Below are 20,810 nucleotides of genomic sequence, written 5' to 3'. Positions count from 1 at the left end.
TCAGATTAGTTCTTCCGCATTTATTGCGACGAGCGTCAGCCCGTCGGAAGGTTCGATTGCCAGACCTAGTCGGATCATCAGCGCCTCGAATGCCGCTGCATTTGGTCTAAGATCGTCATCCCGATCCAAGGGCCCGAAGCGATTGTTTCGGAGCAATTCTCCGTCATGGACACCGGCTCCGACGACAAGCGACCATGTGGCGTGCAACTGGACTGCAAAGTCCGGCATGGTTAAAACCTGTCCCTCATCGAGGAGACTAAGTGCGAGCATGCGCAATGTGTCAGCTTGGAGTTCGACATGCTTGTGCTTTGCTATCGCCGATCGCGGTTGGACAATGCCAATCCGGACGCCGAGGTCACGAAAATGCTCGTCGAGCACCTGACGTGCGTCCGCTGAAGAGGCGAACACATTCCAGTCCGCCTCGCTCAGACCGTCGGCTGAACGATCCGCAAACGTTCGATCGTAGCTCGACGAAAACAGGTCAAGAAGCCTGGCGTAAGTAGAACGACTTTGAGCTCGGATACGGAGATTGCCACCTTGCAACGCATCAATGAGCAGAATGGGGTTCTCACTCGCTTGGCGTAAAAGGTAGGTGAATAACCAGCAGCACAGGCCCAGGACCAGATAGCGGAGCGCGTAATTCGATCGCTGCCTGCGGAGATTTCTGACCAGTCTGCAGACCGCGGCGGTCACATCGCTCATGCGCGCAGCGACGGCACTCGCTCTGATCGCATCAATCGGGCCGAAAAGCTCGTCGTGTTCGTCGACCCATGTCTCATCGTCCTCGTCCAGCAGAGGCGCCCCAAGGGTAGCCAGCGGTGGCGGCGGTAACTCCAATAGCTCTCGAATTTCCCGAAGGGTCTCGACCCCTTCGGGGCTGGCCTCGAGAATGGTCAATACGAAGCTACCGGAGTGGCCGTGATTCTTCGATTTATTGGAGATATAGCGGGGAGATGGCGCGCTATAGTCAGCCCCGAAGGTCGAATAGGGCTCGAACGCCGCGGCGAGGGCAGCGCCATCGTTGTTGTAGGCGGCACCAAGATGAGCACGAAGCGTGCGAAAGGTATCGAGGTCGACTGTGGCGTCGAGCCGACCTTGTTCGATGAGTAGAGGATGTAGACGCTCCGAAGGATACTCATCGCGCACGCGCTGAGTGTCTCGGGGCGCGACTTTCAGAACAGACGCCTTATTCAAGTATTCGAGCCGATAGTAGCGGCCCGTAAGAGCAAGCAAGAAGCTAGTCGCGAAGTGGACAGGCTTCATTCTCAACGGCTGATAGCCAAGTATCGCGCCGTGGACGCGCCGTTCAGCTGCCGTGTCAGCACGACGCTCTGCCTGAGATCTAGTGGGCTTAGGCATAGATCCGCACGCTTTCGAAACGACGACCATCTGCGCTCAGATTCACCTGGATAAGATCCAGATTCTCTAGGTGGACGGACCAGATCGTACGCCTCTCACCGCTCAGCTCAGCTCCCAGTTTTTCCAGAAACGCGTCCAGGCGGTGGATGTCACGTTCGGGAACCAACTTGCGTGGCAAGCCGCGTTCGAGCCGGCGTAATGTCTGCCAAAGAGGGAAGTCAATTCTGAGGCGTGGCTTGCCTGGTAACGCCGACGCGGTGAGGACGACATGATCAGGATGATAGTCAAAAGCTCCCTCGATCCGTGCCGGTAGCCGAGGAACCTCCAAAGCAAATTGGTCAGCTGCGATGCGGTCGCCTGCAACGAACGAACGCGAAGGTTGTTCGTGAAATCGATGGCCATTCCAGAGGTAAAGATGTTGGTCGCGTGAATCGAACCGGACCGGGCAGTACGCCGCGTTTATCGCCTCAACGAGCTTGCTAACGAGCCCCGGTCCCGAGCCGCGCTGCCCTTGGAGTAGAGCCTGAAATTCATTTGCGTCGGGATCCGCCAAAGCAAACACCTCGTCGCCCCGTTCATGCTCGAAATAGAAACGGCGTTTTAGAGCGGCAAAGTCCGCCCACGCAAGCGTCGGGTGTGGTGACGGCAAAGGCTGCCTGAGAGCCCATCCACGACGAACTGACTCTGACCGTTGTTCGAGCGCTCCATCCCACAAAGGATGGCTGCTGCCAGCAGGATCAATCGCCCGCAAGGCAATTGTGGCGTCGAAACGGTCATCATGTGTAAACAATGCCTCCGAGTACCAATCCGGTCTTTCGAAGTCACCGCGACCGAGCCGCCCAAAGACCATGCGCGCAATGAGAATCCAAAGCTCACGTACCGTAGCACGATAGCCAAGCGCGATCAGTCTATCAGCGAGCGCGCGCAGGCGCTCACGCACACGGGGCAATGACAGCAATTCAACATTGCGGCGGGCAATCGGCTCGCTAGATCCCATGACCGCCTGCTTTAGCGCTGCATCGCTCAGAAGCCTGTCGATCATAGCGTCGATAAGATTTGCGCTTAACGGGTTTCGCAGACTGAGGTCCAGGACAATGAGACCATCAGCGTTCTCGTCTTCCGTTGAGCGACCGTAGGCGAGCCGATGGTGGCACTGTCGCGAGACTTCCGCCAAATGTTTGCTTTCTTTGTCTGCGATACGGAGCTGGTAAAGCGGATATTCGTTCGCGGCCATGCAAAAGGGGCGCTGCGCTTCGATTGCTTGCCGCCATTTGTCTAGAATAGGCTGGACGCTGCCAGCGCGCATGAGCGCAGTGGCATCTTCGACCACAATGGCACCGGCAACTTCCAGTTCCGGCTTCATCTGTCTCAGAAGGTGTGTCTTGCCATCCCCGGCGTTGCCGGTAAGTACTATGCTGTGCCCAGCCCTTACCTTCGACGCCAAGAAGGTCTCGACGCCGCTCGTTATGTGCAACCTGTCAAAGTCCTGATTACTCAGTGCCTCGGCGGTCGCCTTTGGGCCCGCCGCCGCAAGTGTACGCCAGAGCGAGATGTCGTCAGCTGAAGCTGCGGCATGTCGCGCTCCGCCCCCAGTAGCGCCCATTCCTAGTCCTCCTCAGTACTTAGCGTTCCCAAATTACCCAAGGGTGTGAATTCGTCTAGCCGCAATGCCGCCATTGATTTGGCATGATCCAATCTCGACGCGAGCCAACGGACGCGCCAGAACTCCGCAATCCGCTCGGTCGCGTCTTCGAATTGGTCCGGAGCGGAAAGAAACGACGGCAAATCTGAGGTGCGCTCGACCAGCCAGTCTCGCGCTTTCGGAAAAAGTGGAGCAGCATAGATAAGGCGATGCTGACGATGCTGAATCAACTTATCGGGGTCGAATCCAAGTTTCCGCAATCCCATTTTGAGCTTACGCAATTTGGGACTGGTTCCCTCGCCGAACACGCTGTTGACTTCCCTGAAGTCATTCTCGGCGGAGAGGAAGGCATCGACCGCTCGACTGGTGCCAGGAGAAAATTGCACCGTACCAAACCCGGACGTTTGGCCTATGGCGTGGAATGCAATCTCTTTTTGATCCTCGGCGATTGTACCTGCCGGAAGGCGCAGCCGGTTATACTGACTGGAGCCATGCACGTAGAGGCTCGTTGTTCCCAGATATACGAGCGCGTTGTCTCGGGTTACCGGTTGGTTTCGCATCTGCGAGGAGATGATCGAAGGATTGCCGTACCGACGTCGGTAATCTGCTGCGATACGGGGGCTGAGCATGAGGAGCGCAACCAACTTGCCGCCAAGCACACGATTGTAGGGAGCTATTGCGCCGCAGGTAGTTATCTCCAGCAGGTTTGCGCCAGCACGTCGCCCTTTGAGAGCTTCGAGAATGATATTGATTGCGCTTCGAACCTGATCTTTGCCGAGCGCTTCTTCAATTGCACCGGGATCAACGAGCGCGGTGCGATGACGGGCAATCGCGATGCGGGCCGATAACAGGCGAGACAGGGCATTGGCGCGCTTCTTAGCCACGAGTTGCTTGCGGGCATTATGCATGCGCGCATCGACTGATGCCTTCGGCTCGAGCTCGAGTACAGCGTCGTCCACAGGGGGTGCATCAGCCTCGAACCAGCCCTCGATTTCAAACTGACCGGGCTCGGAAGCGGCGACTTCACGCAGTAGCGCCTCCCGTTTCCTGGCAAAGTCCTGGCCCTTTTTCGCTAGCCGTTTCACCAAGCCTTCGTCAGGCGAAGCGACCTGCTCAGGCGTAACGAGATTGGTCCAATCAACTTCCGCCAGAGACCTTTCGATTTGAGTTTCGAGCCATGCGACCTCAGCTTCAAGGGCATCAGAACCATGGACTGAGGCTGCTCGGAGTCGGTCGATCAAAGACGTAAGATGCCAGCCAATGAACGACTCTCGCTTCTCTCCCATTTCCAAGGGAGTGTTGTTGAGCGAAGCAATCCCGATCACGGGATGAGCCTCATGACCAGCATCACGAATCAAGTAAAGAAGTTGGCGGCCAGGCGTTGGAACTTGTGGAATAGACCAACTGTAACGAAAGTATCGCCAAATCTCTCGCAGGCGGCGCCCCGTCGTCGAATCTACCCTATCGTCCGCCTCTTGAAGATAGGGACGTACTGCTGAACGCAGTGCCGCCAAGCGATCAGAGTCTGCCATTGAGAGGGCTGGAGCAAGGCGCTTTGCAAGCTCATCACCGCGGGCCATCAGCAGCTTGACGCTACGTCGACCAAGCCGATCCTCCCCCTCCATCTTGGTGATAAACTCCACGACGGCTGGGTTCCGACGCTGCTCGTCCACAACTGGCCGAAGCTCGCTTCGCAGCGTCTCCTTGCTGGCGACGATCTCCTCGGTCGGTCGCCCGCCGGTCAATTCCTTAGGATTCTCAAGAGCAAAACCATATCCTTGCTCGCTAATCCGCCACCGCAGGCGAGCGAGATCGGTCAGAATGCGTACACAGGCTTCGTAGGCTAGCACCTTCTTGCCGAGATGATGGGCGGAGCGGCACCAACTGACTTCGCGGGCCAGCACATCCGCCATTTCAAGTTTGCCGCCGGCGCGCTGTAAATCTAACAAATCGGTCGCAAAAGCATGAAATCGCTCGGCGGCTTCGCCGTCGAGCGGAGGAAACAATGGCACGATCATTGCTAAGCGCTGTCGCTCAAGGACGGAATGGACAAGAACGCGCCCCGTGTTCGTTGGTACTTCGTGTTTCCGTTTATGCTCATATTCCAACTATAGCGGACTTATTGCGGCTCGGCCACCCCGCGCTTGCCCTCGCATCGGATTTTCTCTCTAAAACTTGTAGCGCAAGCGGTATCGCTAGCGGGCTATGGGGTCGTTTTCTGTGCGGAACCGCTTTGGGCGGTCGCGGTGTTGCCTCGGTCTCGCACTCATATGGAGGTCATTCTGGGATGCTGTCGTGCCGCTGCCCCACTGATCCTGTTATATACGCACGGATCAAATGCCACGCGTCTTCATACCGAGTGTGATCGGGGATCCGCGAGAGCGAAACCTTTCCCCACTTATCAATCGGATTCTGCGCTTTTCGAACCAGTCCAACGGGGAAACAATAAAAGCGCGGGCCACTGCGACCGTCATGAACAGCCAGATTTGCCTTTGCGCGAAACCGATAACCTCGGTTGAGTGCCGCCAATACAACGAAATCGCAGTTGAAGTTTTTGATCGGAAAAGACCGGTCATAATCAGTAGCCCATCGACTCTTAACCTGAATCCGCGCGGAGCGCTCGCCAGAGGAATTTACAGCCACGAGGTCATAGCCCGCGAAGTTCGTGTACGCTTTGAAACACTGAATACCTTCAATGAGCAACATTCCAAGTACGAGAAACTCGGCACCTTCCGCCTCCAGCTTTGTGTTTTGGCGCTTGGCTGGAGCATCACCTTCCGTCCGATGGTTTGTCTCGGTGTTCATATCTGCTCCTATCGCCATTAAATGCAGCCATTACATCATCGCCAGGCGGGAACAGTCGAGTTCAGCTCCCAATATAAATGTAAGCTCGAATGGCTGTCTGCAACGCCACCCCAGTCTGCCTAACTACCCAGTGGACCGACCGACCGTAGTCGGCGCCTGGCTACAACGGGAATTCTTCTTGATCCTCCAGAGCGAACAGTGAACAAATAGCGAACACGATGAACCTCCCTTGGAAGGTCAAGGACAAGATTGCGGTCCAAGTCCGTCATAGAATCGCTACGCGCGCAGATCGAGAAGATCGAAGGCCGATCTCTGCCTGCGAAGAGCTCGAACAATCCAGTCGTCAGTCGGCATGCCCTCAATGTACGCGATGCCCGAGTATCCTCGAGTGGCGACTGCATTGCGTGCACGATAGACGACAGCTTTGTTGGCGACCGGATAGTATTCCTTGCCGCCGTTCCCTAGCGTCAAGCGGCGATCACTTGCGATGTAAGCAGGGCTCATCAGCGTCGACGTCATGCGATCTCAGTCTCAACTCGGAACGCGCGTTTGGCCGGAGCTACCCATCCTCCGGGGTTGTCCGCAGAATCAGAAGCGCACCGACCCATACTGCTAAGATCGACGTCTCGTAGGCTAGCAAGCGCCGCAAAGGCGCTGTGGGTCGCCCGCCCTGTTCAACCGCAGCGTACCTGCCGGCGACGACCGGATCAACGATTGCGCCGGCACTGCCGGATCGAGCCAACCGGTCCAAGCCATCACGCTCACATTCGGATCGACCGCCTGAAGTCGCGTGGTCAAGACCTCGAAATAGGGGAGAGATGGTCTCGGCCATCTCTCCCCCGCGACCGCCGCCTGCGCGATGGCAGGGCCGCCCGCTCGCAAAGCGGTTCGTAGGCGTCACCGTTCCAATCCTTCCGATCCGCCTCGCTCGCGGCGCAGCCCGGCCATGCTCGCCGGCAGCCGCCCCCCTCTCTGCCGAGCGCTCACGCGCCCCCGGGAGGCATGTCGGGGACATGCCTCCGGCATTTACGAGAGAAAGGATTGGAACAATGGCAAGGACATCGAAGAGGAATGCAAAGGCCGTCACGGTTGCGACGGCGGAAGCGGTTGCGGATGCGGAAATACGCAACCGCGTCGAAGCGGTGGACATCGTGGCGGTGCTGCCAGTACCGGAGCCGGATGCGGAAACCGTCGCGGATGCGGCAGACGTTGCGGCGGAAGCCGTGAGCGCCCCGGAAGCGGGAACTGCAGCGGAGCCGGACGCGGCAGAGCTTCCCCCGCACGGCACAGAGCTTTTCATTCCGCTGAACAAGCTCAAGAAGTCCCCGCGCAATGCGCGGAAGACCGCGCACACCGAGGTCGAAATCGAAGCCTATGCGGCCAGCATCGCCGCCAAGGGCATGTTCCAGAACCTTGTGGTGGAACCGGAGCTTGACGGCGACGGGAAGCCGACCGGCTTCTATCTCGTCAGCATCGGGGAAGGCCGCAGGCTGGCGCAGTTGCTGCGCGTGAGGCGCAAGGAGATCAAGCGAACGGAGCCGATCCGCTGCGTCGTGGACACGGCGAACGACCCGTTCGAGATCAGCCTTGACGAGAACGTGACGCGCGCCGCCATGCACCCCGCCGACCAGTTCGAGGCGTTCCGCGAGCTTGCGGAGAATCGCGGCTTGAGCGCGGCGGACATCGCGGCCCGTTTCGGCGTTAGCGCGCATGTGGTGAAGCAGCGCCTCAAGCTCGGCGCTGTCAGCCCCAAGCTGATGCAGGTCTATCGCGAGGGCCGCTTGACCCTCGACCAGGCGTTCGCCATCACGGACGACCATGCGCGGCAGGAGCAGGTCTATGCGAACCTGCACTATAACAGGGATGCCAGCATCATCCGGCGCGACCTGACTGCGAACAATGTTCCGGCGACGGATCGGCGCGCGGTGTTCATCGGCGCGGAGGCCTACCAGAAGGCAGGCGGCACGATCATCCGCGACCTGTTCACGGAGGATCGCGGTGGCTACTTCGAGGACGCCGCGCTGCTGGACGAGCTTGTCCGCAAGGAACTGGAGAAGATCGCGCAACGCTTGCGGAAGGCGGAAGGCTGGAAGTGGTGCGAGGCACATATCGACTTCCCTCACGCCCACGGCTTCCGGCGCGTCTATGCGCATCCGGTCGAGCTTTCCGACGAGGAAGAAGCTTCCTACGACGCCGCGCAGGACAAGCTTGTCGCCCTGTCGGAGAAGTGGGACGGCGCGGACGAGTTGCCGCCGAAGGTGGCAAAGCGGCTGGACAGGCTCGAGGAAGAAATCGCCCGCATCGATGCGGCCCGCCATGCCTATGATCCCGACGACATCGGGCGCGGCGGTCTGTTCGTGGTGCTGAACCATGACGGGCAGGCCCGCATCGAACGCGGCTTCATCCGCCCCGAGGACGTGGCCCCGGAGCCGGAACAGGAGGAAATCGCGGACGGCGAAACCGTCATCGACGGCGTTCGCGTGAACGGGGATGGCGAAATCATCGAAGATGGGTCCAGTCCGGACCCTGATAGCGAGGACGCGGAGCCGGAAGGCGATGCGGCGCAGCCGATTTCGGACCTTCTCACCCGCGACCTGACCGCGCACCGGACGCTTGGCCTGCGCCTCGCGCTTGGCGAGCAGCCGGACATGGCCTTGATCGCCGTCACCCATGCGCTCGCCGCGCAGACGTTCTATCTCGGCATGAGCGCCCACGCCCTCGAAATCCGCCCCGTCAGCGCGGACCTCGACGGACATGCAATCGGCATCGAGGACACCGAGGCGGCAAAGCGGCTTTCGGATCGTCATGCCGGATGGGCGCAGGACATGCCGCAGGACGTGGCGGACCTGTGGGACTTCATCGCCGGTCTGGATCAGGCGAGCGTCATGGCGCTGTTCGCGCATTGCGCCTCGCTCACGGTCAACGCCCTCAAGCTGCCGTGGGAGCATAAGCACCGCGCCTATGCCACCGCCGACAGGCTGGCGACGGCGCTTGCGCTGGACATGAGCCAGCATTGGACGCCGACCGTCAGCGCCTATCTTGGCCGCGTCACCAAGGCCCATATCCTCGCCGCCGTGCGCGAAGGCGCTGGCGACGAAGCGGCGGACCGTCTTGCGGGCAAGAAGAAGCAGGAAATGGCGGAAGCCGCCGAGCAGCTTCTTGCCGGGACCGGCTGGCTGCCGCCGCTGCTGCGCACCGCGCCGCCCGTAGAGGCAGACGGCGCGGAGGCGGACGCCGACGCGGTTGCGGAAGTGCCGGAAGCGCCGAACATGGCCGAACTGCAAGCGGAGGATTTCGTCGACCCGGAGGCGATACCGCCCGAGACGCCGGACCCCGACGACCCGGATGCGTCGGACCCCGACGAGACGGCCCCGGACACGCCGGACCCCGACGCGCAGGAAATCGCGGACCCGGAGGAAGCCCCGGTCAGTCCGGACCCCGACGCCGAGAACGGCGAGGACGTGGACGGCGAAGCGTTCCACGAAGCCGCCGAGTGAACCGCGCAGGCCGGAGCCGCTTCGGCGGTTCCGGCCTCTTTCGATCAGTTCGAGGATTTTCCGGCTGCGCCAGCAACGGCGCGGCCGGAGCCTCGACCGTAGAACAGGAACCAAACCCATGAGAAGTTATAGCGAGCAGCGGGCGAGACTTGCCCGCATGGAGGCGGCGCGTGCCGAGACCGCACACCACCTTGCCATCGTAGAGCGGCAGATCGAGGCCCGCGCCGAGCGCCTGACCGTGACCAGTCAGGCCAAGTCCCGGCAATGCCGACACAGGCGTTCCAACAGCATATGGACGCGCACGGACGAGCGGATTTATCAGGAGAACCTTGCGGCCATCCATTTTGAGCGGCGCGGCGAACTCGACGCGCTGGCCCGCAAGCTGGCGCGTCAGGCCGGGGCCATCGCCGCCTTCCGCGTCCGCCACCGCATCAACGAGCCGGAACGGGAGGCGGTGTCATGACGCGGCGCTTTTCCCGAACCGAAGCCCTGATCCCCGACGACGTGCTGGCCCGGCTAATCGACAATGGCCGCGCCAGCGAGGTGCAGGACCGCTTCGATCCGTTCCCGGTCGTGAAGCTGTTCACGCCCGATGCCTCCGCGACGTGGTTGCTGTCCGAAGCCTATCCCGAGGAATCGGAAGTCCGGCTGTTCGGTTTGATGGACCCCGGCCTTGGCGACCCGGCACTTGGCTATGCCCTGCTCAGTGAGATCGAGGACGTGCGCGGCAAGCTTGGCCTGCCGGTCGAACGCGACCTCTGGTTCAAGGCCGAACATCGCCTCAGCACCTACGCCAAGATCGCCCACCACGCCGGGATGATTGTCACCTGAAACGCGGTCCGGCGCGTCGTCGGCCCGACGCGCCGGATCAGCAACGCAAGGAGAGCGAGGCCGGTCATGATCATGCTGTTGATTGTCGCCATCGTGCTCCTGGGCGCGATGGTATTGCTCGCTTACCGGCTTGCCACATTCGCCTTGCCCTTCATGCTGGCGCTCAAAGCGGCACGCTTTGCCTACGCCACGGGCGCGGGATGGATCGGCGCGGGCATCGTCGGGTTGTTTGCCGGCGTCGCAACATTTGGCATTCTCGCCTACCTGTTTGCCACGCTGCGCGCGCCCGTCCTGCGCATTGCTGTCGCGATAGTCTTTGCCGCACCCGCTGCCGTGGCAGGCTATGCGCTGGTGCATGGCGTCACGAGCGAGGCCGTTCCATCCGAAATCTGGCGGCAAATCTTCTGTATCGCTGGCGGCATATTTGTCGGCTGCTCCGCGCTCGCGAGGCTGGCCGATCCCTCCATCTTCGATCAGGACCGTTGACGTGTCATCGCCTTTCGATGGCTTCTGAATGGTTTGACTCTTGCAAGGGTGGCTTTGGGCGTCTCCTTGCGGGCCGCGCTCTATTCGCCGCCTGCGGCGACTCACGAAGCCCCTTGAGGTCTTCGTCTTCGGTGACGATCGCTGACGCAAGGGATGGCGACGGCGGACATTTCGCCCGGAAAAGCCAACGCTTCCACGAAGCCCGACCGATGGCCTGTCCTAATTGACGGTGCAGCGGCAGGGAGCAGATGGCAACGCCATATCCCCGGTTCCCGTCTCGACCACGCCCTCATCGAGCCGATCGAACCGGCGAAACTCGGATCGTCCGGCTTGCCGAAGAAGAGAGGCAGGCATTGCCTTGTCATCAGGGCCGGCGTCGTCCACGCCGCGCCAAACACGGTGGCGCATCAGGGGCAGACATGCGCAAGTCGGGACCGCCGTTCTGGTTGTCGCCTCCCGACGGTCGCGAGGGAACTCCACCGCCTTGACGTTGAGGTTGAGGTTGAGGAACTTGCCGGCGAGGAAGCCAGCGAAACCGATGTCGGCGCGGGAAACGGAAAGCGCTAATCGACAACAGCCATGACGTGGTTTCCTTCTTTTTCGCTGACCAGACCACGCCCATCGCGATCTCGATTGATCAGGTCTGACCGAAGACCGGCGACGCAAACGCCGCCTCGCTCTTGAACCCGCAACGACCGCCGCCAGCTTTTTTCCGCCGCCGGCCAAAGGCCGGCTTTGCAGCGCGAAGCAAAAAAGCTGTCGACGGCCGCCCTCCACTGCGTTCCGGCCCCGAAGGGGTGCGGGCCGATCGTCCCCGGTCTGTCGACCTTATCGAGATCGCGATGGGCGCGATCCGATCAGCAGAAGGAAACCACGTCATGGCTACCATCGGCACTTTCTCCCGCACCGACATCGGCTTCGCTGGCTCGGTCAAGACCCTCAACCTCAACGTCAAGGCGGTGAAGTTCGTCCCGACCGAGGGCGACAACCAGAACGGCGGTCCCGACTTCCGCATCTTCGCCGGCGCCACCGAATTCGGAGCGGCGTGGAAGAAGCAGTCCGACAAGGGCAACGCCTACCTCTCCGTCAAGCTGGACGATCCGAGCTTCGCCGCTCCGATCTATGCGAGCCTGGTCGAGACGGAGACCGAAGATCTGGCGCTCATCTGGTCGCGCCGCCGCGCCGTCAACTAGGACAGGCCACCGGCCGAGCCCCGAGAAATCGGGGCTTTGCCATGCTCATGCCCGCCGCCGCCATCAAAGATACGGAGCGCTGCGCGCGCTTTGTCGTGATCGGCTGCGGCTGACGCCTTACCGAAGTCTCAAAAATGTTCAGTTCGCGGTGGCGGTCGGCGTGAACAGGGCCGCGCCGGCTTTGTCGGCCGCTGCTTTCAGCCGTTTGTCGCGCGTCCACAGCGCCGACCCGCGATCCAGCAGCACCGACGCCAGCAGGTGCGCGTCGGTATAGCCGATGCCCATGCTGAACAGCCCGTGCCGGTCGATCATCGTCATGATCTCATCATGCGTGGCGACGGCGGCTGGCCGCTGCGCCGCCAGAAACGCAAGCACCGTCGCTCGGTCGCGCAAGCTTCCCAGCGCCAGTTCGCCGATCACGAAGGGATGGCAAAGCAGCATGTCCTCTTCGATGACGCGGCGCAGCTCCGCATCCGAATGGCGAAAATGATCGATCCAGATCGACGTGTCCGCGAGAATCACTCCGCTGCCTCGCTACGGCGGCGCGGCGCAGCCTTGGCGTCGGGCATCGTGCCGCCGAGGGCGATCAGGCGCTTGCCCGTCTCGACACGCACGAGGGTCTCCAGCGCCTGGCGAACGATCGCGGCAGTCTCCTTGGTGCCGGTCAGCGAGCGGGCTTTCTCCATGAGCCTGTCGTCGATGTTGATGGTGGAACGCATGGACCTGTCTCCTTGAGTAGCACCATAGATGGCATCATTTGGTGTCGAATTCAACGCTTCCATTCCCCATGTGCGCAGGGCAGCACCACCATCAATAAGGACTGAGCGCTGCGCGCGCATTGTCGTGATCGGCTGCGGCTGACGCCTTGCCGATCAGGGGGAAGCCAAGGGGCCTTGCCCCTTTCTCCCCACAAATGCCGCCTGCGCACTGGCAGGCCCGCAGCCTCGCAAAGCGGGCAACAGCCACTTTCTCTTCCACGATTCCCATCCGCCCCGCTCGCCGCGCAGCCCGGCCATGCTCGCCGGCATTTGTCCCCTCCCATCCCCAGGGCTCGCGCCCCCCCGGGAGGCATGTCGGGGGACATGCCTCCGGCTACCAAGGGAAAGGAAAGGACCATGCACCATCATCTTGCAACGCGGTTCGGCCGCAACAGCCACCAGATCAGCGGGCGCGAAGCGCTCGACAATGAAGCGCTCTATCGTCATGTGCCGTCGATCTTCGCGCGGGAGGCGCATGACAGCCGGTCGGAGCGCTATGTCTATGTCCCCACCATCGACATTGTGGAGGGGTTGCGCCGCGAAGGCTGGTTCCCGTTCTTTGCCGTCCAGTCGGTTCCGCGCGACGGCAGCCGTCACGGCCACGCAAAGCACATGCTGCGCATGCGCCGCGAAGACGGCATCGGCAAGCCGGAGGCGGCGGAAGTCATCATCGTGAACAGTCATGACGGCACATCCAGCTACCAGATGTTCGCCGGCATGTTGCGTTTCGTCTGCACCAACAGCCTTGTTGCAGGCGAGCGCTTCGAGGAAGTCCGCGTGCCGCACAAGGGCAATATCCAGCATGACATCATCGAGGGCGTCTATTCTGTGGCGGAAGACTTTCCGCGCCTGATCGACGCCACGGAGACGATGAAGGAAATCACCCTGTCGGTGGGCGAGCGCACCGTGCTGGCGGAGGCGAGCCTTGTCGCCCGCTATGGTGAGGACGAAAGCCCGATCCGCCCGGACCAGATCATCCAGCCGCGCCGCCGCGAGGATGAGGGCCGCAGCCTCTGGCTGACTTTCAACGCGATTCAGGAAAACATGATGCGGGGCGGTTTGCATGGGCAGCGCCGCAACGCCGAAGGCCGCATCCGGCGCAGCCAGACCCGCGCCATCAACGGCATCGACCAGAATGTCAGCCTCAATCGCGCGCTCTGGACGCTGGCCGAAGGCATGCAGCGCCTCAAGACGGGATGACCGTCAGCCGTAGAGCCGGAAACCCGGCTCTACGGCTTTCCGGCCTCGCTACCTTTCTGCCGACCCGTGCTCTCCGGATCGGCGGCGCGGCCGCGCCTCACCGGCACGGCCGCCGCTCGCCGGGCTCCGCCCGGCTCGCGATCCACGCACTGACATTCCAAATATTTCGAGCAGTTCAGGCAATCGGGCCTGGGAACGAGAGACAATCCTAGCGCTTCTCAAAAATCATCCGTCTGCAAATGATTTAGTCTTTCCGCTTGATCTCTGCCGCGTCCGGCCGTTTGAGCAGATCGGCCGCCTCAAGGCCGAGCACATTCGCCAGTCGGTCCACGACATCGATGCCAGCCGCGTAGACGCTGCGCTCGAGTGATGAGATGTAAGTCCGGTCCACCGCGGCACGATGCGCCAGCTCCTCCTGCGACAACCCCTGTGCCACCCGGTGCGTCTTCAGATTGTGTGCCAGTACGTCCCGAATCTCCATGAAGGAGAGGACACGGCCTTGTCGAGAATTCTTCCACGGAGTATTCTCGACAGGATTATGGCTACCTCCCTCGGACGTTGCGCCAAAGACAAGCACGTCAATGCTTCGCGTGTGCGGTCGAAGATGACAGCGACGTCCCCGTCAAAAACCTATGCACCGCGTCGGGCTTTTCCATGCTTCGACCGGCCCATGGCCTCCGAATCAGTTTCAGTCTCAGCGTGGCCGTTCAAGATCGGCGGCACGATGATTAAGGGTGGTAATTGGTCAAACTACGATTATTATCATCGTAGTTCTGGCTTCTGCCTCGCGACTTGTGGCGGTGATCCGGTTCATGATCACCGCCCGTCAATCGCGGGCCGCACGAGCGTTACTTGGCTGGAAACAGGAGACGCTTGCCGACAAGGCCCAGGTATCGTTGACCGCACTCAGACGTCTCGAATCCGAGAGCGGGCTGCGCGTCTACGAATCGACCCGCGACCAGGTGCGTCGCGCCCTGGAGGGCAATGGCATCGTCTTCATGTCCACGGAGAAAGGCGAAGGCGTGATGATCATGCGCGGTTCAAATGCATTGGACGACACTCAATTCTCATGACGATCCAGACTACGCCGACGCCATTGAACCACTCGGCGTCGCCAACACGCTCTCTGTTTCATGGCGGCGTCATCATGCTGGCACCCAATCGAACGACTATGATGCTCGTTCACTTCTTGCCCAATCGCAGATATAGATTTTCCGTTTGGGGCGACGAATGAAAGAACCGGATTTCCTTGACTTACCGCCGGACAGCACGGAGCTGACCGACTACGATCGCGCGCATATGAAGGAATATGCGCGTGTTCACGACGCGGCGGCCGATGGCGCCGACTGGCGTGAAGCAGTCAAGGTGATCTTCGGGATAGACCCCGCCGCCGAGCCTGAGCGCGCCAAGCGCGTCCATGATAGCCATCTTGCCCGCGCCCGTTGGATGACCGAGCACGGCTACCGCCAGCTCCTGCGCGAAGGCCACCGATAAAGCGCGGCAATGCACCGCCGGCATCGCCCGGCGTCCCTGCAAGGTCTTCTCTCCTGCTTATAGGTTTGGCACGGTATCGCTTCCACGTTGCGGCAACGAGGAATGACGATGACGCCCGACATATCGCGCTGGCGGTCCTCGGAGATTTACGAATACCTGGACACGCTCGACTCTCCCGACCTGGCCTGGGAATGGCTCAGGCGCAATACCGAATACCAGAAGGACTACGCTCGCGCCGATAGCCCTTCCTTGAAACGTGAACTGCGTCGCAAGTGGGGATTGCAGTTTTTTCGTTCCGCCGTCGCTGAATGCTGGAGAGGGTTCCGTGTTCTGGTCCGCGAAGGCGGACACCAGTGCCGTGCTGCTTACGCAGATGCCCATCATTCTGCTGGCGGCCGACAATCTCTATTCCGCGCTGCGCGAGCCAGCCGCGCGCGGGGACGAGGACGGCGCGCATTTGCTGTTCGAGGCCAGTGGCCAAACGATCAGAATCGTTCGGCTCGCCGGAGTGCCGCCTGACGTCCCTCTCGCGGCGTCCGTGCCGCTCGACGCCGATGGCTTCGACAGGATTGAGGGGATCGACCGTCTTCTTCGCGCCCTGCTCGGACGCGCTGTTCCCGGCGATCGCCGACTGACGCCGCAGCAGAAGCGCCGCCAGCGGCACATGCTGCAGGCGACCGACGGGCGCATGGCTGGCGCCACCTATCGCGACATCGCCGGTGTCATCTTCGGCGTCGATCGCGTCGCCTCCGAACACTGGAAAACCTCCGCCCTGCGCGACGCCACCACCGCCCTGGTCAAGGACGGGCTGGCGATGATCGCGGGCGGCTACCGCGCGCTTCTGCGCCATCGCCGCCACCCCTGATTCCGGCCGTGCGAGGGGGGGTGAGAATTTAGCACCCCTAAATTCCCCCTCCCTCCCGGCGAGCAATCTTCGCCACCGTGGTCGCCGTCCGCCGCTCCCCATCAGCGGCCACACGGAACGCCACGGAGGCCCGATCATGCAACCGCAAATCCCCGCCATTCCACCGCGCTTCCTGCGCACCAAAGAAGCCGCCGAGTTCCTCAGCCTATCGGCCCGCACGCTCGAAAAGCATCGCACCTACGGAACCGGACCTTCCTTCCGCAAGCTCGGCGGTCGCGTCGTCTACGCCATCGACGATCTTGAGGCCTGGGCCGATCGCGGCGCGGTCACCTCGACCTCCGATCCTCGCGGCTCCGTTCTGCCGGCCAAGCGCCACGCCAGCATCGTTGCGCCCGCCACCGGCGTCGCGCGGCGCTATCGCTGAGGCGTTCGCAGGATGCCTCGCCGCCGCCTTATCGCTCCCAGCGAGCGCAACACGCTCGACCCGTTCGTCGTGGCGACCGGCGATGCTCGGCCGCGCGATCAGCGCGATCTGATGGAACGTCCGTTCTTCTCGCTGGCCAAGGCCAGGCGCATCGTTCCCATTCTGTACGAAGCGGGGGACGTTCGCATCGAGGTGCTGGCCGTGCATGAGCACGGCATGGCGACCATCTGGGATGCCGACATCCTGATCTGGGCCGCAAGCCAGATCGTCGAAGCCGAGAATCTCGGCCTTCGAACCTCGCGCTTCCTGCGCTTCACGCCCTACCAGCTCCTCACCGCGATCGGCCGTGAGACCGGCGCTCGCGAATACAAGCTGCTCAAGGGGGCGCTCACCCGGCTCCAGTCCACCGTCATCCGCACCAACATCCGCCACGGCGAAAACTGGCGGCGGCACCAGTTCTCGTGGATAAACGAATGGGAGGAACTCACCCGGGCGGATGGTCGCGTCGAGGGGATGGAATTCGTCCTGCCGGACTGGTTCTACCGTGGCGTCATCGACCGCTCGCTGGTCCTCACCATCGATCCGGCCTACTTCCGCCTGACCGGCGGCATCGAGCGCTGGCTGTATCGCGTCGCCCGCAAGCATGCGGGCCGCCAGTCCGGCGGCTGGCTGTTCGACGTTCCGCATCTCCACGAGAAATCCGGCAGCCTGGTCCGCGTCTCGGATTTCGCGCTCCAGCTTCGTCGCATCGTCCTGCGCCAGCCGCTCCCCGGCTACCGGCTCCGCATCGAGCGCGAGGGCCGCCGCGAGCTGCTCAAGATACTTCCCGCCGGTTCGTCCCCGAGCCCTGTGGACAAGGCTGTGGAAACGATCGGGACTTCGCACGCAGGCCTATCGGGATTTCGCACGCAAGAGGTATCGGGACTTCGCACGCAGCGACCGCAGCTAAGTCTATGGCCCGAAACAACGATTCCGGCTCTTAACTTAGAGTCTAATAGTGAATCTAACATTTTGAGGCGCGCGCGCGATGTGGAAAACATTCAACGCGGGCCGTCAAGCGCGGCCGATAAAGCCGCCGATCACACTATACCACATACGTCTTTCCGTAAATCCGCCTTTACGTCTAGCGATACTTCGCAAGGCTCATCAGAGCCTCGATCCCGCAAGCCGGGAGGGGCGTCATGATCGTCGCGCTCCTCAATCAGAAAGGCGGCGTCGGCAAGACGACGCTCGCCCTGCATCTCGCCGGACAGTGGGCCGCGAAGGGACACCGCGTCACCCTGATCGACGCCGACCCGCAGGGATCGGCTCTCGACTGGTCCCAGCAGCGCGGTCGCGAGGGCTTGCCGCGCGCCTTCGGTGTTGTCGGCCTGGCCCGTGACACGCTGCATCGCGAGGCGCCGGAACTCGCCCGCGATGCCGATCATGTCGTCATAGACGGGCCGCCGCGTGTTGCCGGGCTGATGCGCTCAGCCCTACTCGCCGCCGACCTGGTGCTGATCCCGGTCCAGCCCTCGCCGTTCGACGGCTGGGCCTCGGCCGAGATGCTGGCACTTCTGAGCGAAACGCGCATCTACCGGCCGCAGCTTGCCGCCCGCTTCGTCCTCAACCGCTGCGCCGCCCGCACGATCATCGCCCGCGAGACGGCCGAGACGCTGGCCGAGCACGATCCGCCGGTGCTCGCCACGACGATCGGCCAACGCGTCGTCTTCGCCGATGCGGCGCAGACCGGACGGCTAGCTTCTGAGATCGACGCCGACAGCCCGGCCGCGCGCGAGATCTCGGCGCTCGCGGCCGAGATCGCGCGGCTTGGCACCGGGAGGACCGCGCCATGACGGTCCTCACCGGTGATTGCCGCAGACTTATGCCGCGCCACGGTCCTTTCGACATGATCCTCGCCGATCCGCCTTACGGCGACACGTCGCTCGCCTGGGACCGACGCGTCGAGGGCTGGCTGCCGCTCGCCCGCGCGGCGCTGCGGCCTACGGGTTCGATGTGGGTCTTCGGTTCGCTGCGCAGCTTCATGACCACGGCCGGGCAGTTCCGTGCCGCTGGCTGGAAATATGCACAGGAGATCGTCTGGGAGAAAACTGGCGGCACAGGATTTCAGGCCGACCGGTTCAAGCGTGTCCACGAACTCGCCGTTCAGTTCTATATCGCCGGTGCGCCGTGGCGCGGCGTCTACAATGACGTCCAGACCACGCCTGATGCCGTCGCCCGCTCCTTCGTGCGACGCAAGAAGCCCGCGCATTCAGGCGACATCGGCGCGCACTTCTATCATAAGGAAGCGGGCGGCCCACGGATCATGCGATCCGTCATCCTCCAGAAGAATTGCCGTGGCCGGGCAATCCACCCGACCGAGAAGCCGGTCCCGCTCCTCGAAATCCTGATCCGCACGAGCTGCCCCGAAGGCGGTCTGGTCGGCGACTGGTTCGCCGGATCGGGCGCGGCCGGCGAAGCCTGCCGGCTTTCCGGCCGGCGCTATCTCGGCTGCGAGATCGATGCGGCCATGGCCGGACGCGCCCGCGCCCGCATCGCCGCCGTGCTGCCGTTCCACGATGGAGGCGCAGCATGACGGAGCGCACGGCCAAGCGCGGATTCGCATCGCGGCCGGGCGATGCCGATAGCTGGATCAGGGCGGCCGAGGCGCAGTCGAACGGCAAGGCAGTCGCCAACGCCTTCACCGCCCGCCTGACCATCGACATCACGCCTGAGTTGCGCGGCCGTATCAAGGTCGTGGCCTTCCGGCGCGGCACGACCGTCGCCGACATGCTGCGCGACCTGCTCGCCCGCGAATTTCCGCCGACCGATGGAGACGCGCCATGACCGGCGACGACGCCCGCCGTATGCGCGGCCGTCCGCGGCCGGACGGGCCAGCGCCCTTCACCACGCTTGTCGAGCTGACCTGGCGGCAGCGGAAGATCGAGCACTGGATCAGGTTCGGACGCAAGAGCTACGAACAGATTCTCGACCGCCACCGCAGCATCGTCGGCTTCGCGCCGAACAGCGTCTTCGCCTTCGTCCGCTGGGCCGCCAACGACTATGGCACGATCATCTCGCGCATCGATATCGTGCGCGCCATCGGACGCGGCGAGCCATTCCAGACGCTGCCCTTCGTGCGGCCGGGCGGCGAGATTCTGGCGAAGGCCGAGAGCTGGCCGACGGTCGAGCGCGTGCTTCAGCATATCGATACGATCGAAACGCTCGGCATCGACCCTGCCGATGTCGATCCAGCCCACTGGCGCCACGTGCATCACCGCATGCGGGCCGGCGAGACGCCGTCCGCCTACACGTCGCCACGCCATGAAGCATGGTTGAAGCGCCGGAGGTCCGGACCATGACGCGGCTCGGCCTCATCACCTTGACCGCGCTCGCCGTGCTCGGCGTCGGCTATCCCGGCCTCGCGCCGATGCCGACCAGGCTGATCTGGAACGCATCGGCCAGCGCGCCGATCGGGTTCTACACAATCGCACCGAGCGACCACCTCGAAGTGCCCGATCTGGTCGCAGTCATGCCGCCCGCGCCGCTCGCCCATTTCATGGTGGCGCGTGGCTATATCGGCAGCGGCGTGCCGCTGCTGAAGCGCGTTCTCGGTCTGCCGGGACAGCGCGTTTGCTGCACCGGCCGCGCCATCACCGTCGATGGCGTGGAGATGGGCGAGGCGCTGGAGCGCGACCGGATGGGCCGCTCGATGCCCGTCTGGCAGGGGTGCCGCACCGTCGCCCACGGCGAACTTTTCCTCATGAACAGCGGCGTCCGCGACAGCTTCGACGGACGCTATTTCGGCCCGTTGTCGGCCGCCGTTGTGATCGGCCGGGCGATCCCTCTGTGGACCGACGAGGAAGGCGACGGCCGCTTCGTCTGGCGCGCGCCGGCCGGCTGAACCGTCCCATCACCCTGCAACCGAAGGAGAGTTTCATGGCCAATATCGGCGCATTCCAGAAGACCAAGACCGGCTATTCCGGCCACATCCGCACGCTCGTCATTGACGCCGAAGTGGTGCTCATCCCGGCGAAGAAATCCGACGCCGAGAACGCGCCGGACTTCCGCATCCATCGCGGCGACGCGGACGGTCCCGAAGTCGGAGCGGCGTGGAAGGAAACCGGCGACAAGGCCGGCGACTACCTGTCCCTGCAGCTCGATGACCCGACGCTGACGCAGCCGATCCGCGCCAACCTCTTCCGCTCCGATGACGATGACAGCGTGTGGTCGCTCCACTGGAACCGTCCGAAGCCGCGCAATGCACGGGACTGACG

Annotated in this window: 26 protein-coding genes; 18 read left to right on the top strand and 8 right to left on the bottom strand. The window is 62.6% G+C overall.

Features of this window, described 5'->3' with window-relative positions:
• The 5 genes from IG197_RS10330 to IG197_RS10310 form a co-directional block, all read right to left on the bottom strand.
• The gene (locus IG197_RS10330) at positions 1-1,263 is read right to left on the bottom strand and encodes a hypothetical protein (RefSeq protein WP_192318639.1); all 1,263 of its coding nucleotides are present in this window, start codon (positions 1,261-1,263) and stop codon (positions 1-3) included.
• Positions 1,264-1,351: 88 nt separating this feature from the next.
• Positions 1,352-2,962, bottom strand: a complete 1,611-nt coding sequence (locus IG197_RS10325; protein WP_210346906.1) for a hypothetical protein — start codon at positions 2,960-2,962, stop codon at positions 1,352-1,354.
• Between the two features lie 2 nt (positions 2,963-2,964).
• Positions 2,965-5,019 (bottom strand): Druantia anti-phage system protein DruA, encoded by a 2,055-nt coding sequence (locus IG197_RS10320; protein ID WP_192318637.1) that lies wholly within the window; start codon positions 5,017-5,019, stop codon positions 2,965-2,967.
• Between the two features lie 259 nt (positions 5,020-5,278).
• Positions 5,279-5,806, bottom strand: a complete 528-nt coding sequence (locus IG197_RS10315; protein WP_192318636.1) for a group I intron-associated PD-(D/E)XK endonuclease — start codon at positions 5,804-5,806, stop codon at positions 5,279-5,281.
• A 276-nt stretch (positions 5,807-6,082) separates the two neighbouring features.
• Positions 6,083-6,325, bottom strand: coding sequence for a hypothetical protein (locus IG197_RS10310; RefSeq protein ID WP_192318635.1), 243 nt, complete (start codon positions 6,323-6,325; stop codon positions 6,083-6,085).
• 530 nt (positions 6,326-6,855) lie between these two features.
• Here IG197_RS10310 and IG197_RS10305 point away from each other — a divergent pair.
• The 5 genes from IG197_RS10305 to IG197_RS10285 all read left to right on the top strand — a co-directional run bounded on the left by IG197_RS10305 (position 6,856) and on the right by IG197_RS10285 (position 11,813).
• Positions 6,856-9,303 (top strand): ParB/RepB/Spo0J family partition protein, encoded by a 2,448-nt coding sequence (locus IG197_RS10305; RefSeq protein WP_192318634.1) that lies wholly within the window; start codon positions 6,856-6,858, stop codon positions 9,301-9,303.
• Between the two features lie 118 nt (positions 9,304-9,421).
• The gene (locus IG197_RS10300; RefSeq protein WP_192318632.1) at positions 9,422-9,766 is read left to right on the top strand and encodes a hypothetical protein; all 345 of its coding nucleotides are present in this window, start codon (positions 9,422-9,424) and stop codon (positions 9,764-9,766) included.
• Positions 9,763-10,134: a DUF2958 domain-containing protein gene (locus tag IG197_RS10295; protein ID WP_192318630.1), complete on the top strand. Its 372-nt coding sequence runs from the start codon at positions 9,763-9,765 to the stop codon at positions 10,132-10,134. Before IG197_RS10300 ends, IG197_RS10295 begins: the two co-directional genes overlap by 4 nt.
• 66 nt (positions 10,135-10,200) lie before the next feature.
• Positions 10,201-10,620 carry a hypothetical protein gene (locus IG197_RS10290; protein WP_192318629.1) on the top strand — a complete coding sequence of 140 codons (420 nt, stop codon included), beginning with the start codon at positions 10,201-10,203 and terminating at the stop codon, positions 10,618-10,620.
• Positions 10,621-11,498: 878 nt separating this feature from the next.
• The gene (locus IG197_RS10285) at positions 11,499-11,813 is read left to right on the top strand and encodes a DUF736 domain-containing protein (protein ID WP_192318627.1); all 315 of its coding nucleotides are present in this window, start codon (positions 11,499-11,501) and stop codon (positions 11,811-11,813) included.
• A gap of 138 nt (positions 11,814-11,951) precedes the next feature.
• Here IG197_RS10285 and IG197_RS10280 read toward each other — a convergent pair whose 3' ends face one another.
• Entirely contained in the window at positions 11,952-12,335 is a 384-nt protein-coding gene (locus IG197_RS10280; RefSeq protein WP_192318625.1) for a type II toxin-antitoxin system VapC family toxin, read from the bottom strand.
• A complete protein-coding gene (locus IG197_RS10275; RefSeq protein ID WP_192318624.1) occupies positions 12,332-12,532 on the bottom strand; it encodes a type II toxin-antitoxin system VapB family antitoxin in 201 nt (66 codons plus the stop codon). Before IG197_RS10275 ends, IG197_RS10280 begins: the two co-directional genes overlap by 4 nt.
• Before the next feature lie 396 nt (positions 12,533-12,928).
• Here IG197_RS10275 and IG197_RS10270 point away from each other — a divergent pair, with 396 nt between their 5' ends.
• Positions 12,929-13,771, top strand: coding sequence for a DUF932 domain-containing protein (locus tag IG197_RS10270; protein WP_192318623.1), 843 nt, complete (start codon positions 12,929-12,931; stop codon positions 13,769-13,771).
• 244 nt (positions 13,772-14,015) lie between these two features.
• Here IG197_RS10270 and IG197_RS10265 read toward each other — a convergent pair whose 3' ends face one another.
• Positions 14,016-14,252, bottom strand: a complete 237-nt coding sequence (locus IG197_RS10265) for a helix-turn-helix domain-containing protein (RefSeq protein ID WP_192318622.1) — start codon at positions 14,250-14,252, stop codon at positions 14,016-14,018.
• A gap of 331 nt (positions 14,253-14,583) precedes the next feature.
• Between IG197_RS10265 and IG197_RS10260 the strand changes: the two genes are divergently transcribed.
• The 12 genes from IG197_RS10260 to IG197_RS10210 all read left to right on the top strand — a co-directional run bounded on the left by IG197_RS10260 (position 14,584) and on the right by IG197_RS10210 (position 20,808).
• Positions 14,584-14,844, top strand: a complete 261-nt coding sequence (locus IG197_RS10260) for a helix-turn-helix domain-containing protein (RefSeq protein WP_192318621.1) — start codon at positions 14,584-14,586, stop codon at positions 14,842-14,844.
• Positions 14,845-15,001: 157 nt separating this feature from the next.
• Entirely contained in the window at positions 15,002-15,265 is a 264-nt protein-coding gene (locus IG197_RS10255; protein ID WP_192318620.1) for a DNA -binding domain-containing protein, read from the top strand.
• Positions 15,266-15,367: 102 nt separating this feature from the next.
• Positions 15,368-15,784 (top strand): transcriptional regulator domain-containing protein, encoded by a 417-nt coding sequence (locus IG197_RS36190; RefSeq protein WP_371746530.1) that lies wholly within the window; start codon positions 15,368-15,370, stop codon positions 15,782-15,784.
• A complete protein-coding gene (locus tag IG197_RS10250) occupies positions 15,723-16,130 on the top strand; it encodes a DUF2285 domain-containing protein (RefSeq protein ID WP_371746542.1) in 408 nt (135 codons plus the stop codon). The genes IG197_RS36190 and IG197_RS10250 overlap by 62 nt, the downstream gene beginning before the upstream one ends.
• Before the next feature lie 136 nt (positions 16,131-16,266).
• Positions 16,267-16,554 carry an AlpA family transcriptional regulator gene (locus IG197_RS10245; RefSeq protein ID WP_192318619.1) on the top strand — a complete coding sequence of 96 codons (288 nt, stop codon included), beginning with the start codon at positions 16,267-16,269 and terminating at the stop codon, positions 16,552-16,554.
• Positions 16,555-16,566: 12 nt separating this feature from the next.
• Complete coding sequence (locus IG197_RS10240) at positions 16,567-17,739, top strand: replication initiator protein A (protein ID WP_192318618.1); 1,173 nt, start codon at positions 16,567-16,569, stop codon at positions 17,737-17,739.
• Complete coding sequence (parA, locus tag IG197_RS10235; RefSeq protein WP_192318617.1) at positions 17,736-18,389, top strand: ParA family partition ATPase; 654 nt, start codon at positions 17,736-17,738, stop codon at positions 18,387-18,389. The genes IG197_RS10240 and parA overlap by 4 nt, the downstream gene beginning before the upstream one ends.
• Positions 18,386-19,129 (top strand): site-specific DNA-methyltransferase, encoded by a 744-nt coding sequence (locus tag IG197_RS10230; protein WP_192318616.1) that lies wholly within the window; start codon positions 18,386-18,388, stop codon positions 19,127-19,129. The genes parA and IG197_RS10230 overlap by 4 nt, the downstream gene beginning before the upstream one ends.
• Entirely contained in the window at positions 19,126-19,380 is a 255-nt protein-coding gene (locus IG197_RS10225; RefSeq protein WP_192318615.1) for a hypothetical protein, read from the top strand. The genes IG197_RS10230 and IG197_RS10225 overlap by 4 nt, the downstream gene beginning before the upstream one ends.
• Positions 19,377-19,895 (top strand): DUF2840 domain-containing protein, encoded by a 519-nt coding sequence (locus IG197_RS10220; RefSeq protein WP_192318614.1) that lies wholly within the window; start codon positions 19,377-19,379, stop codon positions 19,893-19,895. The genes IG197_RS10225 and IG197_RS10220 overlap by 4 nt, the downstream gene beginning before the upstream one ends.
• Complete coding sequence (locus tag IG197_RS10215; RefSeq protein WP_192318613.1) at positions 19,892-20,437, top strand: S26 family signal peptidase; 546 nt, start codon at positions 19,892-19,894, stop codon at positions 20,435-20,437. Before IG197_RS10220 ends, IG197_RS10215 begins: the two co-directional genes overlap by 4 nt.
• Before the next feature lie 35 nt (positions 20,438-20,472).
• The gene (locus IG197_RS10210) at positions 20,473-20,808 is read left to right on the top strand and encodes a DUF736 domain-containing protein (protein WP_192318612.1); all 336 of its coding nucleotides are present in this window, start codon (positions 20,473-20,475) and stop codon (positions 20,806-20,808) included.
• The last annotated feature ends 2 nt before the right edge of the window (positions 20,809-20,810 follow it).

This window comes from Aminobacter sp. SR38 (assembly GCF_014843375.1).
GTDB classification, from domain to species: domain Bacteria; phylum Pseudomonadota; class Alphaproteobacteria; order Rhizobiales; family Rhizobiaceae; genus Aminobacter; species Aminobacter ciceronei.
This window is presented reverse-complemented; position numbering and strand designations above follow the sequence as displayed.

What these genes read in the sequence shown, in the direction of transcription:
- IG197_RS10225 (WP_192318615.1), top strand. Translation starts at nt 19,126, where the DNA reads ATGACGGAGCGCACGGCCAAGCGCGGATTCGCATCGCGGCCGGGCGAT.
- IG197_RS10255 (WP_192318620.1), top strand. Translation starts at nt 15,002, where the DNA reads ATGAAAGAACCGGATTTCCTTGACTTACCGCCGGACAGCACGGAGCTG.
- IG197_RS36190 (WP_371746530.1), top strand. Translation starts at nt 15,368, where the DNA reads ATGACGATGACGCCCGACATATCGCGCTGGCGGTCCTCGGAGATTTAC.
- IG197_RS10320 (WP_192318637.1), bottom strand. Translation starts at nt 5,019, where the DNA reads ATGATCGTGCCATTGTTTCCTCCGCTCGACGGCGAAGCCGCCGAGCGA.
- IG197_RS10275 (WP_192318624.1), bottom strand. Translation starts at nt 12,532, where the DNA reads ATGCGTTCCACCATCAACATCGACGACAGGCTCATGGAGAAAGCCCGC.
- IG197_RS10290 (WP_192318629.1), top strand. Translation starts at nt 10,201, where the DNA reads ATGATCATGCTGTTGATTGTCGCCATCGTGCTCCTGGGCGCGATGGTA.
- IG197_RS10210 (WP_192318612.1), top strand. Translation starts at nt 20,473, where the DNA reads ATGGCCAATATCGGCGCATTCCAGAAGACCAAGACCGGCTATTCCGGC.
- IG197_RS10295 (WP_192318630.1), top strand. Translation starts at nt 9,763, where the DNA reads ATGACGCGGCGCTTTTCCCGAACCGAAGCCCTGATCCCCGACGACGTG.
- IG197_RS10265 (WP_192318622.1), bottom strand. Translation starts at nt 14,252, where the DNA reads ATGGAGATTCGGGACGTACTGGCACACAATCTGAAGACGCACCGGGTG.
- IG197_RS10245 (WP_192318619.1), top strand. Translation starts at nt 16,267, where the DNA reads ATGCAACCGCAAATCCCCGCCATTCCACCGCGCTTCCTGCGCACCAAA.
- IG197_RS10240 (WP_192318618.1), top strand. Translation starts at nt 16,567, where the DNA reads ATGCCTCGCCGCCGCCTTATCGCTCCCAGCGAGCGCAACACGCTCGAC.
- IG197_RS10285 (WP_192318627.1), top strand. Translation starts at nt 11,499, where the DNA reads ATGGCTACCATCGGCACTTTCTCCCGCACCGACATCGGCTTCGCTGGC.
- IG197_RS10220 (WP_192318614.1), top strand. Translation starts at nt 19,377, where the DNA reads ATGACCGGCGACGACGCCCGCCGTATGCGCGGCCGTCCGCGGCCGGAC.
- IG197_RS10325 (WP_210346906.1), bottom strand. Translation starts at nt 2,962, where the DNA reads ATGGGCGCTACTGGGGGCGGAGCGCGACATGCCGCAGCTTCAGCTGAC.
- IG197_RS10215 (WP_192318613.1), top strand. Translation starts at nt 19,892, where the DNA reads ATGACGCGGCTCGGCCTCATCACCTTGACCGCGCTCGCCGTGCTCGGC.
- IG197_RS10230 (WP_192318616.1), top strand. Translation starts at nt 18,386, where the DNA reads ATGACGGTCCTCACCGGTGATTGCCGCAGACTTATGCCGCGCCACGGT.
- IG197_RS10310 (WP_192318635.1), bottom strand. Translation starts at nt 6,325, where the DNA reads ATGACGTCGACGCTGATGAGCCCTGCTTACATCGCAAGTGATCGCCGC.
- IG197_RS10270 (WP_192318623.1), top strand. Translation starts at nt 12,929, where the DNA reads ATGCACCATCATCTTGCAACGCGGTTCGGCCGCAACAGCCACCAGATC.
- IG197_RS10260 (WP_192318621.1), top strand. Translation starts at nt 14,584, where the DNA reads ATGATCACCGCCCGTCAATCGCGGGCCGCACGAGCGTTACTTGGCTGG.
- IG197_RS10330 (WP_192318639.1), bottom strand. Translation starts at nt 1,263, where the DNA reads ATGAAGCCTGTCCACTTCGCGACTAGCTTCTTGCTTGCTCTTACGGGC.
- IG197_RS10305 (WP_192318634.1), top strand. Translation starts at nt 6,856, where the DNA reads ATGGCAAGGACATCGAAGAGGAATGCAAAGGCCGTCACGGTTGCGACG.
- parA (WP_192318617.1), top strand. Translation starts at nt 17,736, where the DNA reads ATGATCGTCGCGCTCCTCAATCAGAAAGGCGGCGTCGGCAAGACGACG.
- IG197_RS10315 (WP_192318636.1), bottom strand. Translation starts at nt 5,806, where the DNA reads ATGAACACCGAGACAAACCATCGGACGGAAGGTGATGCTCCAGCCAAG.
- IG197_RS10300 (WP_192318632.1), top strand. Translation starts at nt 9,422, where the DNA reads ATGAGAAGTTATAGCGAGCAGCGGGCGAGACTTGCCCGCATGGAGGCG.